Annotated in this window: 13 protein-coding genes and 2 pseudogenes; 7 read left to right on the plus strand and 8 right to left on the minus strand. The window is 42.4% G+C overall.

Annotated elements, in window-relative coordinates; all coding sequences use genetic code 11:
• Positions 1–78 precede the first annotated feature (78 nt).
• A complete protein-coding gene (locus tag PYW33_RS04565; protein ID WP_004645664.1) occupies positions 79–915 on the plus strand; it encodes a hypothetical protein in 837 nt (278 codons plus the stop codon).
• A gap of 19 nt (positions 916–934) precedes the next feature.
• Here the strand turns inward: PYW33_RS04565 and ruvB are convergent, their stop codons facing one another.
• The 5 genes from ruvB to PYW33_RS04590 all read right to left on the minus strand — a co-directional run bounded on the left by ruvB (position 935) and on the right by PYW33_RS04590 (position 6308).
• Complete coding sequence (gene ruvB, locus PYW33_RS04570; protein WP_004645663.1) at positions 935–1936, minus strand: Holliday junction branch migration DNA helicase RuvB; 1002 nt, start codon at positions 1934–1936, stop codon at positions 935–937.
• A gap of 335 nt (positions 1937–2271) precedes the next feature.
• Positions 2272–2874 (minus strand): Holliday junction branch migration protein RuvA, encoded by a 603-nt coding sequence (gene ruvA, locus PYW33_RS04575; protein ID WP_004645662.1) that lies wholly within the window; start codon positions 2872–2874, stop codon positions 2272–2274.
• Positions 2875–2991: 117 nt separating this feature from the next.
• Positions 2992–4332, minus strand: coding sequence for a deoxyguanosinetriphosphate triphosphohydrolase (locus PYW33_RS04580; protein ID WP_004645660.1), 1341 nt, complete (start codon positions 4330–4332; stop codon positions 2992–2994).
• A gap of 195 nt (positions 4333–4527) precedes the next feature.
• Complete coding sequence (locus PYW33_RS04585; RefSeq protein ID WP_004645659.1) at positions 4528–4659, minus strand: putative transporter small subunit; 132 nt, start codon at positions 4657–4659, stop codon at positions 4528–4530.
• An 11-nt stretch (positions 4660–4670) separates the two neighbouring features.
• Complete coding sequence (locus tag PYW33_RS04590; protein WP_004645658.1) at positions 4671–6308, minus strand: sodium:solute symporter family transporter; 1638 nt, start codon at positions 6306–6308, stop codon at positions 4671–4673.
• A 1306-nt stretch (positions 6309–7614) separates the two neighbouring features.
• Here PYW33_RS04590 and purL point away from each other — a divergent pair.
• The 3 genes from purL (at position 7615) to PYW33_RS16870 (ending at position 12724) form a co-directional block, all read left to right on the plus strand.
• Positions 7615–11448 (plus strand): phosphoribosylformylglycinamidine synthase, encoded by a 3834-nt coding sequence (gene purL / locus PYW33_RS04595; RefSeq protein ID WP_004645657.1) that lies wholly within the window; start codon positions 7615–7617, stop codon positions 11446–11448.
• Between the two features lie 120 nt (positions 11449–11568).
• On the plus strand, positions 11569–12312 hold the full coding sequence (locus PYW33_RS04600; RefSeq protein ID WP_004645656.1) for an abortive infection family protein: 744 nt from the start codon (positions 11569–11571) through the stop codon (positions 12310–12312).
• A 286-nt stretch (positions 12313–12598) separates the two neighbouring features.
• Positions 12599–12724 carry a KGW motif small protein gene (locus PYW33_RS16870; protein WP_004645654.1) on the plus strand — a complete coding sequence of 42 codons (126 nt, stop codon included), beginning with the start codon at positions 12599–12601 and terminating at the stop codon, positions 12722–12724.
• Positions 12725–12766: 42 nt separating this feature from the next.
• On the opposite strand, the pseudogene PYW33_RS04610 reads toward PYW33_RS16870, so the two are convergent.
• Positions 12767–14509, minus strand: a pseudogene (locus PYW33_RS04610) (FAD-dependent oxidoreductase).
• Between the two features lie 170 nt (positions 14510–14679).
• On the opposite strand from PYW33_RS04610, the pseudogene PYW33_RS16875 reads away from it, so the two are divergent.
• The 3 genes and pseudogenes from PYW33_RS16875 (at position 14680) to PYW33_RS04630 (ending at position 16662) form a co-directional block, all read left to right on the plus strand.
• Positions 14680–15562: pseudogene (locus PYW33_RS16875) on the plus strand (LysR family transcriptional regulator).
• A gap of 17 nt (positions 15563–15579) precedes the next feature.
• Entirely contained in the window at positions 15580–15897 is a 318-nt protein-coding gene (locus PYW33_RS04625; protein ID WP_004279094.1) for a YqfO family protein, read from the plus strand.
• Between the two features lie 204 nt (positions 15898–16101).
• On the plus strand, positions 16102–16662 hold the full coding sequence (locus PYW33_RS04630; protein WP_080591852.1) for a carotenoid oxygenase family protein: 561 nt from the start codon (positions 16102–16104) through the stop codon (positions 16660–16662).
• Positions 16663–16937: 275 nt separating this feature from the next.
• Here PYW33_RS04630 and PYW33_RS04635 read toward each other — a convergent pair whose 3' ends face one another.
• Both PYW33_RS04635 and PYW33_RS04640 read right to left on the minus strand, forming a co-directional pair.
• Positions 16938–17732 carry a nitroreductase family protein gene (locus PYW33_RS04635; RefSeq protein WP_004645647.1) on the minus strand — a complete coding sequence of 265 codons (795 nt, stop codon included), beginning with the start codon at positions 17730–17732 and terminating at the stop codon, positions 16938–16940.
• Positions 17733–17803: 71 nt separating this feature from the next.
• Positions 17804–18604 (minus strand): enoyl-CoA hydratase-related protein, encoded by an 801-nt coding sequence (locus PYW33_RS04640; protein ID WP_004645646.1) that lies wholly within the window; start codon positions 18602–18604, stop codon positions 17804–17806.
• Positions 18605–18644: the final 40 nt, after the last annotated feature.

The following is an 18644-nucleotide window of genomic DNA, read 5'->3' on the forward strand; positions in this document are numbered from 1 at the left end:
GACATGGTCAGTTGGCTTTTTCTTTTGTAAGCGGCTGAAACTGTTTAGTATGTAAGAAATAAATAATCAAATTAAAATATGTGGGGAAACGAGCAAGAACAACAAACTCAAGCTGTGGTTTTACAGCAGCCAAAAGATCAGAAAGTGTATTTAGATGTGCAACATTCAACAGATACCATAGCAATATTATCTTTCGCTTTATCTATAATTATCGCTTTAATTTTAGGCAGTTTAGCGACTTGGTTAGCTTATTGGTATGGACGGAAAAGTTTTAAATTGACAGAAATGTCTTTTAAAACTGTGGTTGAGCAAATTAAATCATCTGAAACAACTGCATTGGATTTAAACAGTAAGCTATTTAATCAACAATTAGTTCTACAGGATAGAGAGCAAAAAAACCTCCAAAAAGTACAATGGATTGATAGTTTTAGACTGCTAGCGCAGAGTTATATGTCAAAAAATATAGAGTTACTGTTTAAACTCGATAGATTTCAAGAGAAATATTTACATTTTCCCAAAAATGTAAAGATAGATGATAAAACCGAGGCAGGAAAATGTTTAGATCAAATTTCTTTGTTGATTGAAGAAAGTGTCATATTGACGAGTCATATTGCTTTATTTCTTGAATCCTATGCCCTCACAGATAATAAAATTATTCATTTTTCTGATTTTTTCAATCAAACAGCTCAAGATACCAAAAAGGAATATCTCAATATAAGCTCAAAAGAAGCTCTTACTAAATATAAAAAAACAGGAATAGTTCGAGATACTGATGAAATAAGCAAGGAGCTTTATTCTGATTCTAATGAACATATTAATTCATTAGAAAATAAAGATAGGTTGGGTGTATTGGGAGTCTATAGTCGTATGATTGGTGAGGAATTTAAAATAATAATAAATGAAAAAGCAGCCTAAGCTGCTTTTATTACCACTTCTATTTCGGTTCAGGTGGCGTCATCCCAAACTGCAAATACGCCATATTGGTAGCGATACGACCACGCGCAGTACGCATCACATAACCTTGCTGAATCAGATAAGGCTCAATCACATCCTCCAACGTACCAGAATCTTCTGCCATGGCAGCAGCCAAGGCTTCAACACCGGCAGGACCACCATCAAAACGCTCAAGCAACATTGACAAGTAACGACGATCGAGTGTGTCTAAACCATCTTTATCGACTTTGAGCATATCTAAAGCACGTTGGGCCATATCCTGATTGATTTCCCCCGTTCCTTTGACCTGAGCGTAATCACGAACTCGACGTAACAATCGGTTAGCAATACGCGGTGTACCTCGTGAGCGACGGGCAATTTCCTTTGCGCCATCTCCAGTCATCGGTACATCCATCAAGTTGGCTGAACGTTTGACAATATGGGTTAAATCTTCAACCGAATAAAACTCTAAACGTTGCACGATTCCGAAACGGTCACGCAGCGGAGAGGTGAGTAGACCGGCACGTGTGGTGGCTGCTACCAAGGTAAATGGAGGTAAATCCAGTTTAATCGAGCGCGCAGCAGGGCCTTCACCAATCATGATATCGAGTTGATAATCTTCCATCGCCGGATACAGGATTTCTTCAATCACGGGTGAAAGACGGTGAATCTCGTCAATAAACAGGACATCGCCTTCTTCCAGATTCGTTAGCATCGCTGCCAAATCACCAGCACGTTCTAGTACCGGGCCAGAAGTAGATTTCAGGTTGCCACCCATTTCTCGGGCAATAATATTGGCCAATGTCGTTTTACCCAGACCTGGCGGGCCAAAGATCAGGGTGTGATCGAGGGCCTCTTCACGGCCACGGGCTGCGCCAATGAAAATTTCCATCTGCTCACGAACCACGGGTTGACCGATATAGTCATCTAGGGAAGTCGGGCGAATGGCACGATCGAAGTGATCTTCGGGTTTTTCAGAACCACTGATGAGACGGTCTTGCATAACGTTTATATACCAATATTTTAGTGATCCTTTGAGCTGGTAATTTTGACACGGTCTCAAATATGGATCTGAATCCTAAGATTTTCGCCTAGGCGAGGAATTGAATTTTTGCAGAGTCTTTCCAATCAGATTTATATCTGAGTATTAACCTGCGGTTCGCCTTACTTTTGTTTCGGCAAAAGTAAGCAAAACCACCGTCATTCGCAAAACTCGTCGAATATTGATTCTTATCGAATATATCGCAGAAACATTTAACTATAAATGTCTCCTGCCTCAAACAGTTGCGAATGACTTTTACGCGTATCAGATTTTATCCTGTAACTTGGATATCATCTCTATTTGTTCATCGACTTTAATGCCGCGCGGATAATATCGCTGGCTTCTGTAAATTCACCTTTGGCGGCATTAACTAGCTTCTGCGCTTCAATTGGTTTATAGCCAAGAGATTGTAATGCAGCTTCCGCTTCAGCCACGGCTGAATTGCCCATAAACTGAATCTGTGGTGCAGTAGAGTTGCTTGGTGCAGCATCTGAAGCCATGGCTTTAAAGCGGTCACGCAATTCAATCATCAGGCGTTCTGCAGTCTTTTTACCCACCCCCGGAACTTTGACCAGAGTGTTGATATCTTCATGTTCAACGGTGTGGATCAGCATTTCCACACTTAAAGTGGAAAGAATACCAAGCGCCATTTTCGGACCAACACCGTTCACCTTTAATAAGGTACGGAAAATGGTTTTTTCCTGCGCATTGATAAAGCCATAAAGTAACTGGGCATCTTCACGAACAGCAAGATGGGTCCACAGGGTAATTTTCTGGCCTTTTTGCAACTGACAGAAAGTGGTTAAAGGGGTGTCAATTTCATAACCTACGCCGTTTACATTTAATAAAACAGTCGGTGCTTCCAGCGCCAGTACTTCCCCAATCAGGCATCCAATCATTTTTTATACATACTCAAATTTAATACAGGCATAGTAGTCAGCATTTTCGATAAAGGCAAAACTCTATCATTCAAAAACAGTGATTTTGCTGAGATTATCATCAGGCGCTCGTTCGCATTAGAGTAACCCGGCTTTATTGCCATGCAGTTCCTGCGCCAGATTATAAGCCTGATGATCCGAGAACTTGGAGACAATATCTAGCACCTGCATAATGTTGTCATAATGATCAGCCCTAAACTGCGCACCCGAGCGTTTTAAAATAGCCATCAAACGCTGCTCTTTAAAGCTTAAAGTTTTGTGCGGCGTGGTCAGTGGAATAAAGGCATCCAGAATCGTTTGTAAACTTTGATGCGCGATAATTTCCAGACCGGCTTTTTGCGGATGTTCGAAGATCTTGTCTCGCGCCAGTTCTTTGGCCCGGTTAATGCCAATTTCAATGTCGGCACTACAATAACCCAGCAATGAGCCTTGCAATTGGCCCATCAAAATTTCCTGCTGATGTCGGGCAAAGGCCGTGGTGACTTCATCTACCAGACGTTTCATGACCCGCCCACGCAGCGCGGCAATTTTTTGTTGCCAGGTGGTATAAGGCATATTGATTTCTTCAGGCGTGCCATATTCACCCAGCAAGTTCAGAAAGACTGGTTCAACTTCCGCGTAGCTGAGCATATTCAGGCTGATACCATCTTCCAGATCAATCAGGGCATAGCAGATATCATCCGCAGCTTCTAAAAGATAGGTCAGCGGATGACGACAATAATGATATTCACCAAGCTGGATTAATCCTAGCTGTTCAGCAATTTCCTGCAAAATCTCTTTTTCAGACTGGTAACAACCAAATTTAGGACGTCGGCTGGCAGGGGTGTTGCCAGTCGGGTCAATCGCCTCAGAGAGCCACGGATATTTAAGATAGGCACCGAGCGTGGCATAGGTCAGGCGCATGCCGCCATCATAAGGATGGTAATCGATCTTGGTCAGCAGGCGCAGGCCTTGGGCATTGCCTTCAAACTGGCGTACATCGGCTTCCTGTTCAGGACTCAAATCTTTTAAAAAGTCGGTATGAGATGCATCGTCAAACCATTCCCGAATGGCGTATTCACCGGCATGCCCAAAAGGTGGATTACCGATATCATGTGCCAGACAGGCGGCCTGAATGATGGCACCGACATCAGCCGGAGAAATCCAGGCAGGTAAATTATCTTTGATTTTCTCTGCAGCCAGCATACCGAGTGAACGGCCAATACAGGAGACTTCTAGCGAATGGGTCAAACGGGTATGAATACCATCATGCTGGGTCAGTGGATGGACTTGGGTTTTGCGGTTTAATTGCCGGAAGCTTTGCGAAAAAATAATACGGTCATAATCTTTATGAAACGGGCTGCGTGCCAGTTCAGTGCTCTGCTTTTTACTACCAATCCGAACTGTCGAAAGCAGTTCTAACCAACGCATTTGAGTCATTTATCATTATTCAGTGATCCACTATTTGCATCATGCCAAAAAACTAGCTCCTGCACTAGGGCAGTGCGACATGAATTGTCATGCTGCCTATTGTTATTTTAGTCAGCTGGAAAAGACTGAGAATTAAAAATCGAAATCATCAAATGAACAATAAAAAGCAGGCTCAATGGCCTGCTTTTTGTTTAGGATGAAGAATCAAATTAGCTCTTCACCATTTTTCTTGGCCTGTTGTGTGTCTTTATAGACATTCAGGCAAATCGTGAACAAGACCAGGCTTGCCACCAATGGCCAAAAAAGTACATATAGGGTCAATAATTGACTTGTCATCTGAAATCTCCTTATTTACTTTTGTCAGATAGCTGGTGAAATTCAATCACCATCTTGTTGATTTGCTTAAAATCAAATTTTTCTTTGCTGTAGAGTAGCGTCAACACAGTACATACCAGCGCACTACTGCCATACGCTGTCAGTGAGCTTAACAAGGTGCCGTATTCACGCAAGAAGCCGATGGTCCATGGCATGAAGCCAATACTGGCCAATATGCCAACGACCAGACCCACTTTCTTGCCGAAGAAACCAAAGGTCATCAAACCCAGCACCACACCAATCCCCAGGGTCGCAACGAGTTCAAAGCCAAGTGCGATCAATCCCTGAATCGGAAGCCATTCAAAACGTACTATCAGAAAGCTGAAAAATGCGAGGCCCACTGACCAGTTAAAGGCCCGGGCATTCACCTTGTCCCAATACAGGCTGACAATCACCGGGAATACAATAGAACCCCAAAGCGCACCCACAAAAATCAGCATCGACAAAATGTCAAACTTCAAGGTGGCAATCACAATCCCCAGCATGGTGGCAACGATCATGGTCATACGGCCAATAAACAGCATTTTCTTTGGATCAGGACGGTTTTTCGCAATCTGTTTGCCATAAATGTCCGTCATGACAATCGCAGACAGGGCAGACAGATCCGAGTCAGCGGTAGAAGACAATGCTCCAATCACCATGATGAATAACAGCGCGACCATAAATGGAGAAAGATAAGTCGCTGCCATTTGCGGAATCAGGTTATTCAGGTTCCCATCAATGGGCTGAATACCTGCAAATAGTGCCAATAACCCCAGCATGCCTAGACCAATAACAATTGCAGCATAACCAATGGTTGCAGTGATAAAACTCGGTTTGATCAGGTCTTCACGGACTGCAAACAGGCGCTGGGCAATGGTCTGATTACCAATCGCGTAGGCCAATACAGCAACAAAAAACGGCGCGCCTTGTTCCAGAAACGCTGTTTTAGAGAAAAAATCCAGCTGCTCCGGTTGCAGATGATGAATCCCGCTTTGAAACAGGGATGGCCCACCTAGGGTAAAGAATAAGGTTGGAATAATAATCACAGCCGCGACAATCATCGCCACCAGTTGACCAAAATCGGTAAACACCGAAGAACGGAAGCCCGACCAGAGGGTATAGGACAGCACACCGATACCGGTAATCAGCACGCCATGGATAAAGCTTAAAGGAGATAAAATCTCAACCAGTGCCCCAGCGGCGGTAAAGTTCACCATCAGGCTGATCACGCTGCCCACAATATTGGAACCTGCCAGAATCATCTGGCTTTGGTTGCCATGCCGGGCATGCATAATTTCTGCCAAGGTGTGGGCATTAGGCGCCAGTTCACGAAAGCGCTTGCCAAAGGGATAGATAAATAAAATCATCAGCGCACCCCACAAACCATAGTGTAGGGCACCGGAAACGCCGTATGTATATCCGGATGAAGCTGCTGCATAAAACGAGGCGGCCCAGATCCAGGTGGCGGTCATACTGGCCGCAGACATTCCAAATCCGATGGAGCCATTCGAGACCATGTAGCCATCAACATTTTCATTTTTCTGTTTAATACGTAACGATAGTAAAAAAGTGATGCCATAGAAAAGCACCATCAATAGTACAGTTGCTGTACTAGTGAATTGAAACATACATACTCCTTAAGCGGGTCACCTTTTGTTTTTGAAAATTAAATCATTGGTGACAGATTAAGGCTCTAAAATAGACAGAGCAGTGAAGCTATAGAACATCAAAAAATTAGTGTCCGAATATAGAATTTATATTCATCTCTACAGCAGAAAGGAAAAACCATTGCCAGGCTCAGAATTTGGACAATTCCTCAGCAATTCGGCTAGAGCTTAACATAAAATCATAAAATTTACTGATGAAGTGTCTATTTGGTAAGATTCTTAGCTGATATAGACGTGTGGGCCTGTTATTCTGTTAGTTGAATAAAAAAGAAAATTTTCTATATTTTTTCAGCAATTACAAATATTTATTTTAAACTTTTCGAGTTAAATAAAACCTGAGAATACGGATTAAATAAAAAAGGTAACAAAATTTTATTATTAATCATTTCTTCATTATTTTTTTATATAAGCCTCATAATTCCTGGTAAATTTCCTCATAAATATAAGTGGTATTTTGCTATTTATATTGTGTTTTTTACGCATAATAGAGCTCATGAATAAATGATGAAATTTCAAAATATTGGATATGGTGGGGGATTTTGTCGATATATTTTTTGGTCTTTTAGATGAGTAAATTTCGCTTAATTATGATCTGAGAAGATAAAAATCAAATATAAAAAAATAAAAGGCCCAAATAAGAAACTTTATTTTTATTCTTTTAGAAGTTGAGAATGGATGTCCGGTTTTTCCCCCGCAGATGATGTCAGATTAAAATACCACTCAGTATTAATTATTCTTTCATAGAGGGGAGTAATTTGCCTCTGTTACTGTAATGGCGGAGATCAGCGGAGAACTGTTCCTTGTAGTACAGAAAACGGCAGAAGACCTTTAACCAGTTTTCTAATCTTAGAAGTCAAAGTTAAGAGTCAATCAAAAGAATCAAAAACAGTCTGCAAAAAATACGACTTCATTAAATCTTGTAATCAAGTATTTCATTTTGGCCTAAATAGGAATTTTGGCAGGTCATGACAATAAAACCTGAATTTGATTTTGTCCCGATTGTTGTTGAAAAATAATACAATTTTTATGCAGAAAATTATTCTGAAGCGGTTTTGATTTTTCTTGAAAAAAAATGTGTTAACCTGTGCGACTACATTCAATTTTCCTGACTGAAAATAAACGAAATATTTTAAAAGTCCAGGATATTTCAGACGTAGTTTTCTGATTTGGCATCTAGCCGATTTCCTTATTTCACAGTAGAATATGCGCTCTCTCAAGTCACATTGTGGCATGGTTGTTCAGACCATCCCGTGGAGCCAAAATCAGCATGTTTATCGTTGCCGGTGCACCCGCACATTCTTCTTTTAAGAAAACTCAACTATTATCGCGTTTGACGTCAATTAGTTCTGTTCAATCAATTGAAAGTCAATGGGTCTACCTCTTTGACCAAGCGCTCAGCGAGCAACAACAGCAATCAGCTTTACAGCTTCTCAACGATGGTCAATCTTTTGAATTGCACCAGGCTGCAAGTGATGAAATCCAGATTTTAGTCACACCGCGCGTCGGAACCATCTCTCCTTGGTCCTCTAAAGCGACGGACATTTTCAAAAACTGTAATACGCCGGTTCATCGACTTGAACGCGGCGTTTTATTTACTTTGAAGGGCGTAAAAGAGCTTTCTAAAGAAGCATTGCAAGTACTTCACGACCGTATGACCGAAAGCGTATTCAATGCGATTGAAGATGCTGCGGTATTATTTGTGGAAACTGCGCCAAAACCACTGAACTCGATTGATATTCTGGGTGAAGGTAAAGAAGCACTTGTAAAAGCCAACAACGAGTTTGGTTTTGCATTATCAATGGATGAAATTGATTACCTGACTGAAGCTTTCATCAAGCTAGGCCGTAATCCAAATGACATCGAACTGATGATGTTTGCTCAAGCCAACTCTGAGCATTGTCGTCATAAAATCTTCGGTTCAGAATGGACGATTGATGGTGAAGTCCAGCCATTGTCATTGTTCCAGATGATCAAGAACACCTATAAAGAATCACCAACAGACGTATTGTCGGCTTATAAAGACAACGCTTCGGTGATTGTTGGTTCGGATACCCAGCGTTTTTATCCAACCCAAGAAGACAATGGTCATCAAGTTTATAAATACAAGAGCCAGGCCGCGCATATCCTGATGAAAGTGGAAACCCACAACCATCCAACTGCGATTGCACCATTTGCCGGTGCAGCGACAGGTTCAGGCGGTGAAATCCGTGACGAAGGTGCGACCGGTCGTGGTGGTAAGCCTAAAGCAGGTTTAACCGGCTTCACCGTATCTAACCTGAATATTCCGGGCTTTGAACAGCCTTGGGAAGAAAACTACGGCAAACCATCGCGTATGGCATCGCCGTTACAAATCATGATTGAAGGCCCATTGGGTGGTGCTGCGTTCAATAACGAATTTGGTCGTCCAGCTTTAAATGGTTACTTCCGTACTTTTGAACAAAACGTCAATGGCGATGTTAAAGGTTTCCATAAGCCAATCATGATCGCTGGTGGTTACGGAAATATCCGTCCAGATCACGTTGAAAAAGATCCGATCTTACCGGGTGACTTATTGATCGTGCTCGGTGGTCCAGCCATGCTGATCGGTCTTGGCGGGGGTGCTGCATCTTCTGTAGATAGCGGCAAATTGGGCGAGAACCTTGATTTTGCCTCAGTACAACGTGAAAACCCGGAAATGGAACGCCGTTGCCAAGAAGTGATCGATACTTGCTGGCGCATGGAAGACCACAACCCAATCGTGTCGGTACATGATGTCGGTGCGGGTGGTGTATCAAATGCCATGCCTGAACTGGTGAATGATCACGAATTGGGTGCGGTGCTAGATCTTCGTAAGATTCCATCTTTAGAACCTGGCATGTCGCCAATGGAGATCTGGTCAAACGAAGCGCAAGAACGTTATGTATTGGCGATTCGTCCATCTTCTTTAGAATTATTTGAGTCAATCTGTGCGCGTGAACGTTGTCCGTTTGCAGTACTGGGTGAGGCGACTGAAGCACGTCACTTAACCGTTGAAGATCCATTGTTCGGCAACAAACCGGTGGATATGCCAATGCAGGTGATGCTTGGCGGTACTCCGCGTATGAGCCGTTCCTATGAAACGATTGAACGTAAAGGCGATGATTTTGACGCGGCTAAAGTTACGGATTTAAAAGATGCGATTTATCGCGTTCTGAAAAACCCGACAGTGGCTTCTAAATCATTCCTGATCAGTATTGGTGACCGTTCGATTACCGGTATGGTCGCGCGTGACCAGATGGTGGGTCGCTGGCAGGTTCCTGTCGCGGATGCTGCAGTAACAACTACAAGTCTTGTCGGTTACACCGGTGAAGCAATGGCAATGGGTGAACGTCCTCCAGTAGCGTTGTTGAATCCTGCTGCATCAGCACGTTTATCTGTGGCTGAATCGATCTCTAACATCATGTCTGCGAAGATTGAAAAAATCAGCGACATCAAATTGTCTGCAAACTGGATGGCTGCTGCGGGTCAACCTGGCGAAGACCAGGCATTGTTCGAAGGCGTGAAAGCTATCGGTATGGAAATGTGTCCTGCACTCGGTATCGCGATTCCGGTCGGTAAAGACTCATTGTCTATGCGTACCACCTGGAATGACGAAGGTGAAGACAAGTCTGTGACTTCTCCAATGTCAGGCGTGATCACTGCATTTGCACCAGTGACTGATGTGCGCCAAACATTGACTCCAGAATTGAAAAACCTTGAGTCTGTGCTTGTTCGTGTTGATCTGTCTAAAGGTCAGTTCCGTTTAGGCGGTTCGATTCTGGCGCAGGTATACAAAGCGATTGGTTCGGTTACTCCTGATGTGGATAGCTTCGATGATTTCAAGGCATTCTTCGCATTGGTTCAAGACTGGAACAACCGCGGTTTGATCAAGGCGTATCACGACATCGGTGACGGTGGTTTATTGGCGACTGTTGCAGAAATGATGTTCGCTTCACGTTTAGGTGTGGCATTAGAAGATCAATCAACTGCAAGTTTATTTGCCGAAGAAATTGGCGCAGTCCTTCAAATCGCGAAAGTAGACTGGGAAGCGCTACAAGCTGAAGTTGCAGCATCTACGCTTAAAGATGCAATTGCAGTGGTTGGTACTGTAAATAATTCTGACCAATTGTCTATCAATGGTCTGGTACTTGAACGTGCTGATCTGCAAGTGGCATGGACTGAAGTATCCCACCAAATCCAGCGTCTGCGTGACAACGTACAAACTGCGGATCAGGAATTTGCCTTAATTACCGATAAAGCACACAAAGGTATTATTGCCCAACCAACATTCGACTTGAATGAAGCGATTGAAGCACCGTTCATTAACTTGCGTCGTCCAAATATGGCAATTCTGCGTGAGCAGGGTGTCAATGGTCATATTGAAATGGCGGCAGCTTTCGACAAAGTCGGTTTCAATACCGTTGACGTCCACATGAGTGACTTGCTGGCAGGTCGTATCAGCCTGGATGATTTCGAAGGTTTGGTAACGTGTGGTGGCTTCTCGTATGGTGACGTGATGGGCGCTGGTGGGGGCTGGGCGAAATCCGTATTGTTCAATGCTAAATTGCGTGACCAGTTTGAGAAATTCTTCAACCGTCAAGAAACCTTCTCGCTCGGTATCTGTAATGGTTGTCAAATGTTGTCTCAATTGGCTCCATTAATTCCGGGTGCGGATGCTTGGCCACGTTTCCATCGCAATACGTCTGAAGTATTTGAAGCGCGAGCAGTGAACGTTCGTGTGGAAAAATCGAATTCAGTATTGTTACAAGACATGCAAGGTTCGATTCTGCCGATCGCTGTGGCGCATGGTGAAGGTCGTGCAGTTGCAACGGCGGAAAACTTTGCTGCACTGAATGCATCGAATCAGGTGGTTCTACGTTATGTCGACAGCCATGGCAATGCAACTGAACAATATCCGTTGAACCCGAATGGTTCACCGGAAGGTATTACCGGTGTAACCTCTCAGGATGGCCGTGCAACGATTATGATGCCGCACCCTGAACGTAACTTCCGCGCGCTCCAGCATTCCTGGAAACCAGAAGACTGGGATCAGGATGGTGCTTGGTTACGTATGTTCCGTAATGCACGTAAATTTATTGGCTAATTGATATAATCAAGAATTAAAAAAGCCCCGAAAGGGGCTTTTTTAATAAGCAAATTATAGATTTATAGGTGATTAGATATAGAATTGAAAAAGATTAAAAAATGAATAAAGAGTCCTCAAATGTCCGATTTAATTGAAAAAGTTTTACTTTTACAAGAATTGCTAATAGCTAGAGCTACTGATACTTATGAAAAAGGTTCTTCAGAGGCATTTATGCAGCTTAGACAAGAGTTACTGACATTTAAAAACTTTTATGAATATATTCCATTTTTTATTAAAGACACACGCACATTAGATGAATTTGAAGCTAGGATTAAGTGGGATTTTGAATCTTACGCTGAACGTGAAAATTATATTTATTCGGAATTTAAAGAATTCTTTAATGTATTAGAAAGTCTAGATGTTCCTCCATTGGATCAGGTAGTACAGTTGAAGATTGCTGAATTAAGCTCGGATTATATACATCGAATATGGCAGAAAGCATTAGAGCGAAGAAGTACAGATCCCGAAGGTGCGATTACATTAGCTCGAACACTTTTAGAATCGACCTGCAAATATATTCTTGATGAATACGAAGTCGGTTATGGCAATGCTCCAGATATAAATCAACTGTATAGATTGGTGAGTAAAGAATTAAACCTTGCTCCATCTCAACATACGGAGCAGACTTTCAAACAAATTCTCGGAGGATGTAGTTCCATCATTGAAGGTTTAGGATCATTGAGAAATAAAGTGGGTGATGCTCATGGGCAAGGTAAAATAAACTTTAAACCTTCTCCAAGACATGCAGAATTAGCAGTGAATTTGGCTGGTACAATGTCCGTGTTTTTATTCTCATCTTGGAAATTAAAACAAGGTGAATGAATTTTTTATTATAAATATTGTTTTTAAATAGTATCTTAATTTTACTGTATGGAAAAATTAAAATAAATTCACTAACATAGGATTATTCAACCACCAATTTGGTGGATTTTTGCTTTTTAAGCATTCTGATTTTTTAATTTTTTTTCTTCCTGCTGAGTTGGTTTAGATTTTGCTTTTATATTGTATATAAAGTGCTATGGTATGTTTTATGCACAACTTTATTGCACTATAAAAGAAAGATGGAATAGATCGGTTCAGTATCAATTCTCAAAGATGAGGTGATGACATGGCTAAAACACTTAGAATAATGGATAAGGCGGCAATGCGTCAGAAAGGCTGGATGTTGTTTTGTATTGTTGTAGGACTACAAATATTGTTCGTTGTGGGCAGTTACTTGCTGCAGGGTTCTTGATCATCAGCTTTAAGAAAGCCACCATTAAGGTGGCTTTATAATTTAAATAACCAATTGAACCTGCTTCAATACCGCCTTTAACGTATTTTCATAATCAAAAGCTTTATTGGTACTGTCCTGATAACGCCAAGCCACATAACCATCCGGACGAACCAGTACTGCACCAGATTCATGAATTTCAGACTTGGCATTCCAGGTTCCATACACATCACGATAGTCACGTGAACCAATCTGAGTCACATCCAGATATGGCAAATCCAATGCTTCTGCCGCCTGTTTCCAGCCTTTACCGGATAAACCTGTGCGCAGGGTAAAACGACCTTTACCCGTAATATCCAGTGTCGACTGCTTTTGACCTTTGGCATTGATCAGCCAAGTATGCGGAACTTTAGCGCCTGGGCGAGTGGTTGCCTGTAAATAAAGCTGCTCATCTTTTTCAAAAATCTCAGGCTCGGATTCTGCAATCACCGTATTGGAGCTATATCGCTGGTTCAGTTCTACACCTTGTGCATTAAATTCGAAGTTTTTAATTTCCAAAGCTTCAAATAGTTTTTGACGGATTTCAGCACCTTGCTCATCTTCCGCAAAGATACGTTCCAGCATTTGTTTTTGTGTAGTCACACCATTATCAAAACCGAAGACTTCTTTCAGATATTTATAATCAAAACGTGATTGGTTTGCTCGCGCCACAATCTGCTTACCCACAGGCGCACGCTCAGCCGTATATGAATCCAATAGGGAAGGCGCAGCCCAGCCTTTAACGACATATGCCAGTTTCCAGCCCAGGTTAAAGGCATCCTGCATACAAGTATTCGAGCCTAAACCACTGGATGGTGGATGACGATGTACGGCATCACCGCCACAGAACACGCGACCTTTAGAATACTCAGTTGCCTAGGTCTGGTTTACATACCAGTACGACAATTTCTGGATTTCAACCTCTTCAATTTCTGCACCGACAAAGGCATTCAGGCGTGCATGTATCTGTTCTTCAGTCACCTGTGGCTCGCCTTTGGAAATGTCAAAGCCCCAGCCCATAATCCATTCATTCCAAGGAGTAATCGCACGTAACAATCCCATACCGAGATCGCCAAAGCTGGCTTCAGGATTCACGATCCATTGCAGAATCGCAGGACGGTGCTGAACGTATTGAGAAAGATCAGCTTTAAAGGTCACATAGACGGTACCGGCACGTGCCATCACGCCTTCCAGTGGCAAGCCGAGCTGTTCCAATACACGAGATTTAGCACCATCCATACCCACCAGATATTTTGCTCTTAAGCTAAATTCAGTATTGGTAATGCGGTTCAGGAAAGTAGCAGTCACGCCATCTTCGTCCTGCACATGTGACAGGTATTCAGTATTGAAGTTATAAATTGCACCACGTTCACCGGCATTTTTCACCAGTAAAGCTTCCATTTTTGGCTGAATCAGATCGACTAATGGACATGGACTGCCTTGGATATAGTCACCATGACGTTCATCACCGGTACCCCATGCACTTAAACGGGCGATTTCTTCGCCGACCAGACTGGTGGTAATCAGGCTTTCACCCATCTGTTCCCATGGTGTTGCAATCTCTTTAACCTGTTCTTCAATACCTAAATCACGTAATACTTCCATGGCACGCTGATTGGTAATATGGGCACGTGGACTATTGGCCAGCCAGCTAAACTGGGTAAACAGTTGTACCTTGATACCATAATTCGCCAAAGCCAAACCTAATGTTGAACCTGCAGGACCAGTACCAATGATCAGAACATCAGTGTCATAGTGTTGTGTCATACAAGACTCCATGTGTATAGGTGAAGAACAAGCTATCTATATAATCAGGCAGTCTAGTAAAACAGGATCTGTTGATATAGCGATATTCATATAAACTATCGACCTATTCTTATTTGCAATACGTGGGTCATAATCTTAAGATGCTGACCTGATCAGAAACCGGGCAGGCTATGGAACTTCGACATTTACGCTATTTTATTACTGTGGCGCAGCAACAAAGTTTTACCAAGGCTGCCGAAAAACTGTTTACCGCTCAGCCGTCATTAAGCCAGCAAATTAAGGATCTGGAGCAGGAAGTAGGCGTCATGCTGTTTGATCGTTCATCCAGAAAGGTCAAACTCACCGATGAAGGGCAGGCTTTTCAGATCTATGCCGAAAAAGCACTGGAAAATGCCAAACTGGCAGTAGCAGCAGCGCGTCAGGTTGCGCAGCAGAAAAATAACCAGATTCACATTGGCTTCCTGAATGTCGCAGAAATAAAAGTGATGCCACAGATTCTGGCCCAGCTTAAAAAAACCATGCCGGACTTAAAAATCCATCTGCATAGCCTGACCTGTATGGAACAGATTCAGCGGCTAAAAAATGCTGAACTGGATTTATGTATTACCCGCTTTCATCTGGACCATCCAGATTTTGAGAATATTCATTTATTAACCGAGCAAATTTATCTGATAGCCGCTCAGCACTTACATTCTACAGATCGAATCCTGAAATTACAGGAACTAAAAAAACCATAATATAATTATGTGTGAGCAGAATGCTTCACCAGTATTTTATGAAAAGCTGGATAGACTACTCTGCATTGATCAGCTTGAGCATGAACAGCTGTTGTGGGTGACCAATGTCTTGCAACACATCAATCTGACCAATATGGGAATGGGCTTTAGTTTTGCGCCTGAATATTTACTGCGGTTTTTGAATGATCATGTGAAAATTGTCCAGACTGATCAGGCACTGCCAAAACTGGATTTATATGCAACATTTAACAAGATTTCTCAAAATCCTGCATTGAAGATGATTACCCAAGCACTTAACAATACAACAAGTATCTGAATTGTAGGAAGGAATATATGTTAAAGCTGATTTATTACGTGCCGGATGAAAACCTGGAAGACACCAAGAATGCGATATTTGCAGCAGGAGCGGGCGGTATTGGTGAGTATACGAATTGTGCCTGGCAGGTTTTAGGAACCGGACAGTTTAAACCACAGGAAGGTGCAGATCCGCATATTGGTGAAGTGGGTAAACTGGAACAGGTAGAAGAATGGCGGGTAGAAATTCTGGTGCCTGATGAAAAGGCAGTCGATGTGGCCAAGGCGCTGAAAGAAAGTCATCCTTATGAAGAGCCGGCCTTTGAGTTTATTCAGCTTCTGGATATCAAAGTCTAAAATTATAAAATTGATGCTCTGCTGCGGCACGTTTGACTTAGCGCGCCGTTAATCTAGATTCAGAAACCAGCCGACCTGCTTTTGTTATTATCATTTCTGCCAGAATAATCCAAAGAAAAAATACAATAAGGAAAATAACAATGCCGTGGCCAAAACTGCTGAGCAGAATGCTCAAAAATACGCTTAGTAAATCCATTCAATACAGTGCAGAAATTCTGCATAGTCGTATTCCCTATTCCAGTGCACTCCAAAGCATTGATCCGCTCGATTCAGGGACCGATCGAAGATCAGGATATACGATTAGAGCGCTTTATTTTTGAACAAGGAACGGGAAAAGTGACACGAACCGTATTATCAAATATCAAGCAGGAATTTCCACGGATTAATGAAGCATTTATTGGGCGACAGTATCGTTATATCTATAGTATTTCTTTTGGTGAATTTGACGATCCTTCCCATGTCAGCAGCAATACGGTGATGTGTTTTAATTTAAGAACCAGAACCACAGAAAGTTACTCCTTTGGAGAAAACTGGGTTACTGGTGAGGCAGTCTTTGTCGCACGGGAAAATGCTCAGGCTGAAAATGATGGCTGGCTAATGTATTATATCCATGCTTTAGATTGTAGCCCCTCGAAAGTTGTAATTCTGGATGCCCAGCATATTACAGAAGGACCCATTGCAACGATTCATTTACCAGTTCGGGTACCGGTCGGATTTCATTGTAACTGGATTGATTATCGGAAATTAAGAGCGAACTATTCTTAAAAAATGATTTAGCATCGACTTGTATTTGCTCTAAATAGATTTCTTCCTTTTCGCCTTCGCCATCCGCGTATCAAATATTATTTCTTTTCAAAATAGTAGTGAATTTACATTGAGGTGACATGGATGTCACCTGCCAGACAGAGGTTCAAGGATGAACCTTCTGTCTGGCAATGGCTTTGGTTACTTTGGCCTGTCAAAGTAACGAAAATGCCTACGCGTATATCAGTTAATTTAAGAAAACAGTCGAGGCCGTGATATTCATTCAATAAACGTACTTAAACCTTCTGAATAAACAGCTCACGATCAAAACGGTACTGCGGGAAGAACACGCCGTCTTCAGCACGTTCACCCGCACCAATTACCATGACCGGATACTGTTCATCATTCAATTTCAGAATTTCACGAACCATCGGCTCATCAAAACCTTCCATCATACAGCTGTCAAAACCATAAGCACGTAAAGCTAAAACCAGATTTTCACAAGCGAGCGCCGTCGTTTTGGTCGCCCAGAGTTTCGCATCAGCCGGGCTGAAAGCAGACACTGGCATTTGTTTGTCCAATGTACGGGCAACTTTGAAAGCCACTTTCTTAAAGTTACCAAAAGCATTCAGATAACCAGTCTTATAGTTGTAAGGAATATATTTATAGTATTTCTTAATCGCGGGCGGTGCTTCTGGAAATGGAAATTCATTTACATTACGTTTCGCCATTTCATCGATACGGTCGGTACGTGCGATACAGACAATTAGCTCAGAAGCTGTTTTGGCTGCCAGTTGACTCATACAGGCTTTGACCAGATGTTTTTTCTTGCTTGAATTTTGTACCACATAAAAAGTCCAAGGCTGCAAGTTCGACGAATTCGGGGCCAACAATGCCAGATCCAGACAGGCATCTAGAACTTCAACAGGAATTGGCTTTTTGGTAAATTTACGTACTGAACGTCGGCTTTCAATTACTTTACGAAAATTATCGACATCTATATCTTGGGATGCAGGTTCGTAATAACGTTTCTTTTCTGGATTTGAGCTATCTGTTGTTTGGGAAGAGGTTTCGGAGTTTTGATTTGGCATACTTCAGATTCTTGGAAAAATAAAAGATTGAGGCGGTTTAAACCACCTCATTGAACTCATAAGTTTGAAAATTAGTTGAATTGTGTGAAATCAGGTTTACGTTTTTGCATAAAGGCTTGAACCGCTTCCAGCATTTCTGGTGAGCCGACACGCTGCATGAAAATCTCTGCTTCATGGTCAATCCATTCCACAATTTCATTCACATTGTGTTTCATCAAGGCTTTGGATTGCACCAGTGATGCCAATGGCAGGGCAGAGAGTTGGGTAGCTTGTGCTGCTGCTTTGGTGTAAACATCTTCTTCAATGCTATTTACCAGACCTGCGTCGAGTGCTTTTTCGCTATTGAATTTTTGCGCAGTCAGCAATAATTCGGCCGCTTTATGATAACCCGCTTGCTGAATCAACAGCTTGCTTGAAGCGCCTTCAGGCGATAGACCCAGACTGACAAATGGAATCTGGAACAAGGCAGTATTGTCACTATAGACCAGATCACAATGCAATAAGATCGTCACGCCAATGCCGATCGCAACACCACGCACCGCAGCAATCAAAGGCTTGGAAAATTTTGCAGCAGATTTGAGTAAAACAAACGGCGGGCCTTCAGCAGCGGGTGCCTGACCTTTCTTCGCAGCAGATTTCATAAAATCCTGCATATCATTGCCCGCACTAAAGTCTGTGTCCTGACCACGCAATACAACTACACGAACTTCAGGTGCCTGATCTGCTTCATCTAAAGCTTTCGCAATCCAGAGATAAAGCTCACTATATAACGCATTTTTCGCTTCCGGGCGATTGATGGCTAAAGTGAGTACACCATGTTCTAAATTCGCATTCAAATGCTCATGAGGTTGTTGAATACAGCTCAGTGTCATCGTACTATCCTTGCTTTAAAACTTAATTTGATTTTATGGG

The sequence above is a fragment of the Acinetobacter lwoffii genome (genome assembly GCF_029024105.1).
GTDB classification, from domain to species: domain Bacteria; phylum Pseudomonadota; class Gammaproteobacteria; order Pseudomonadales; family Moraxellaceae; genus Acinetobacter; species Acinetobacter lwoffii.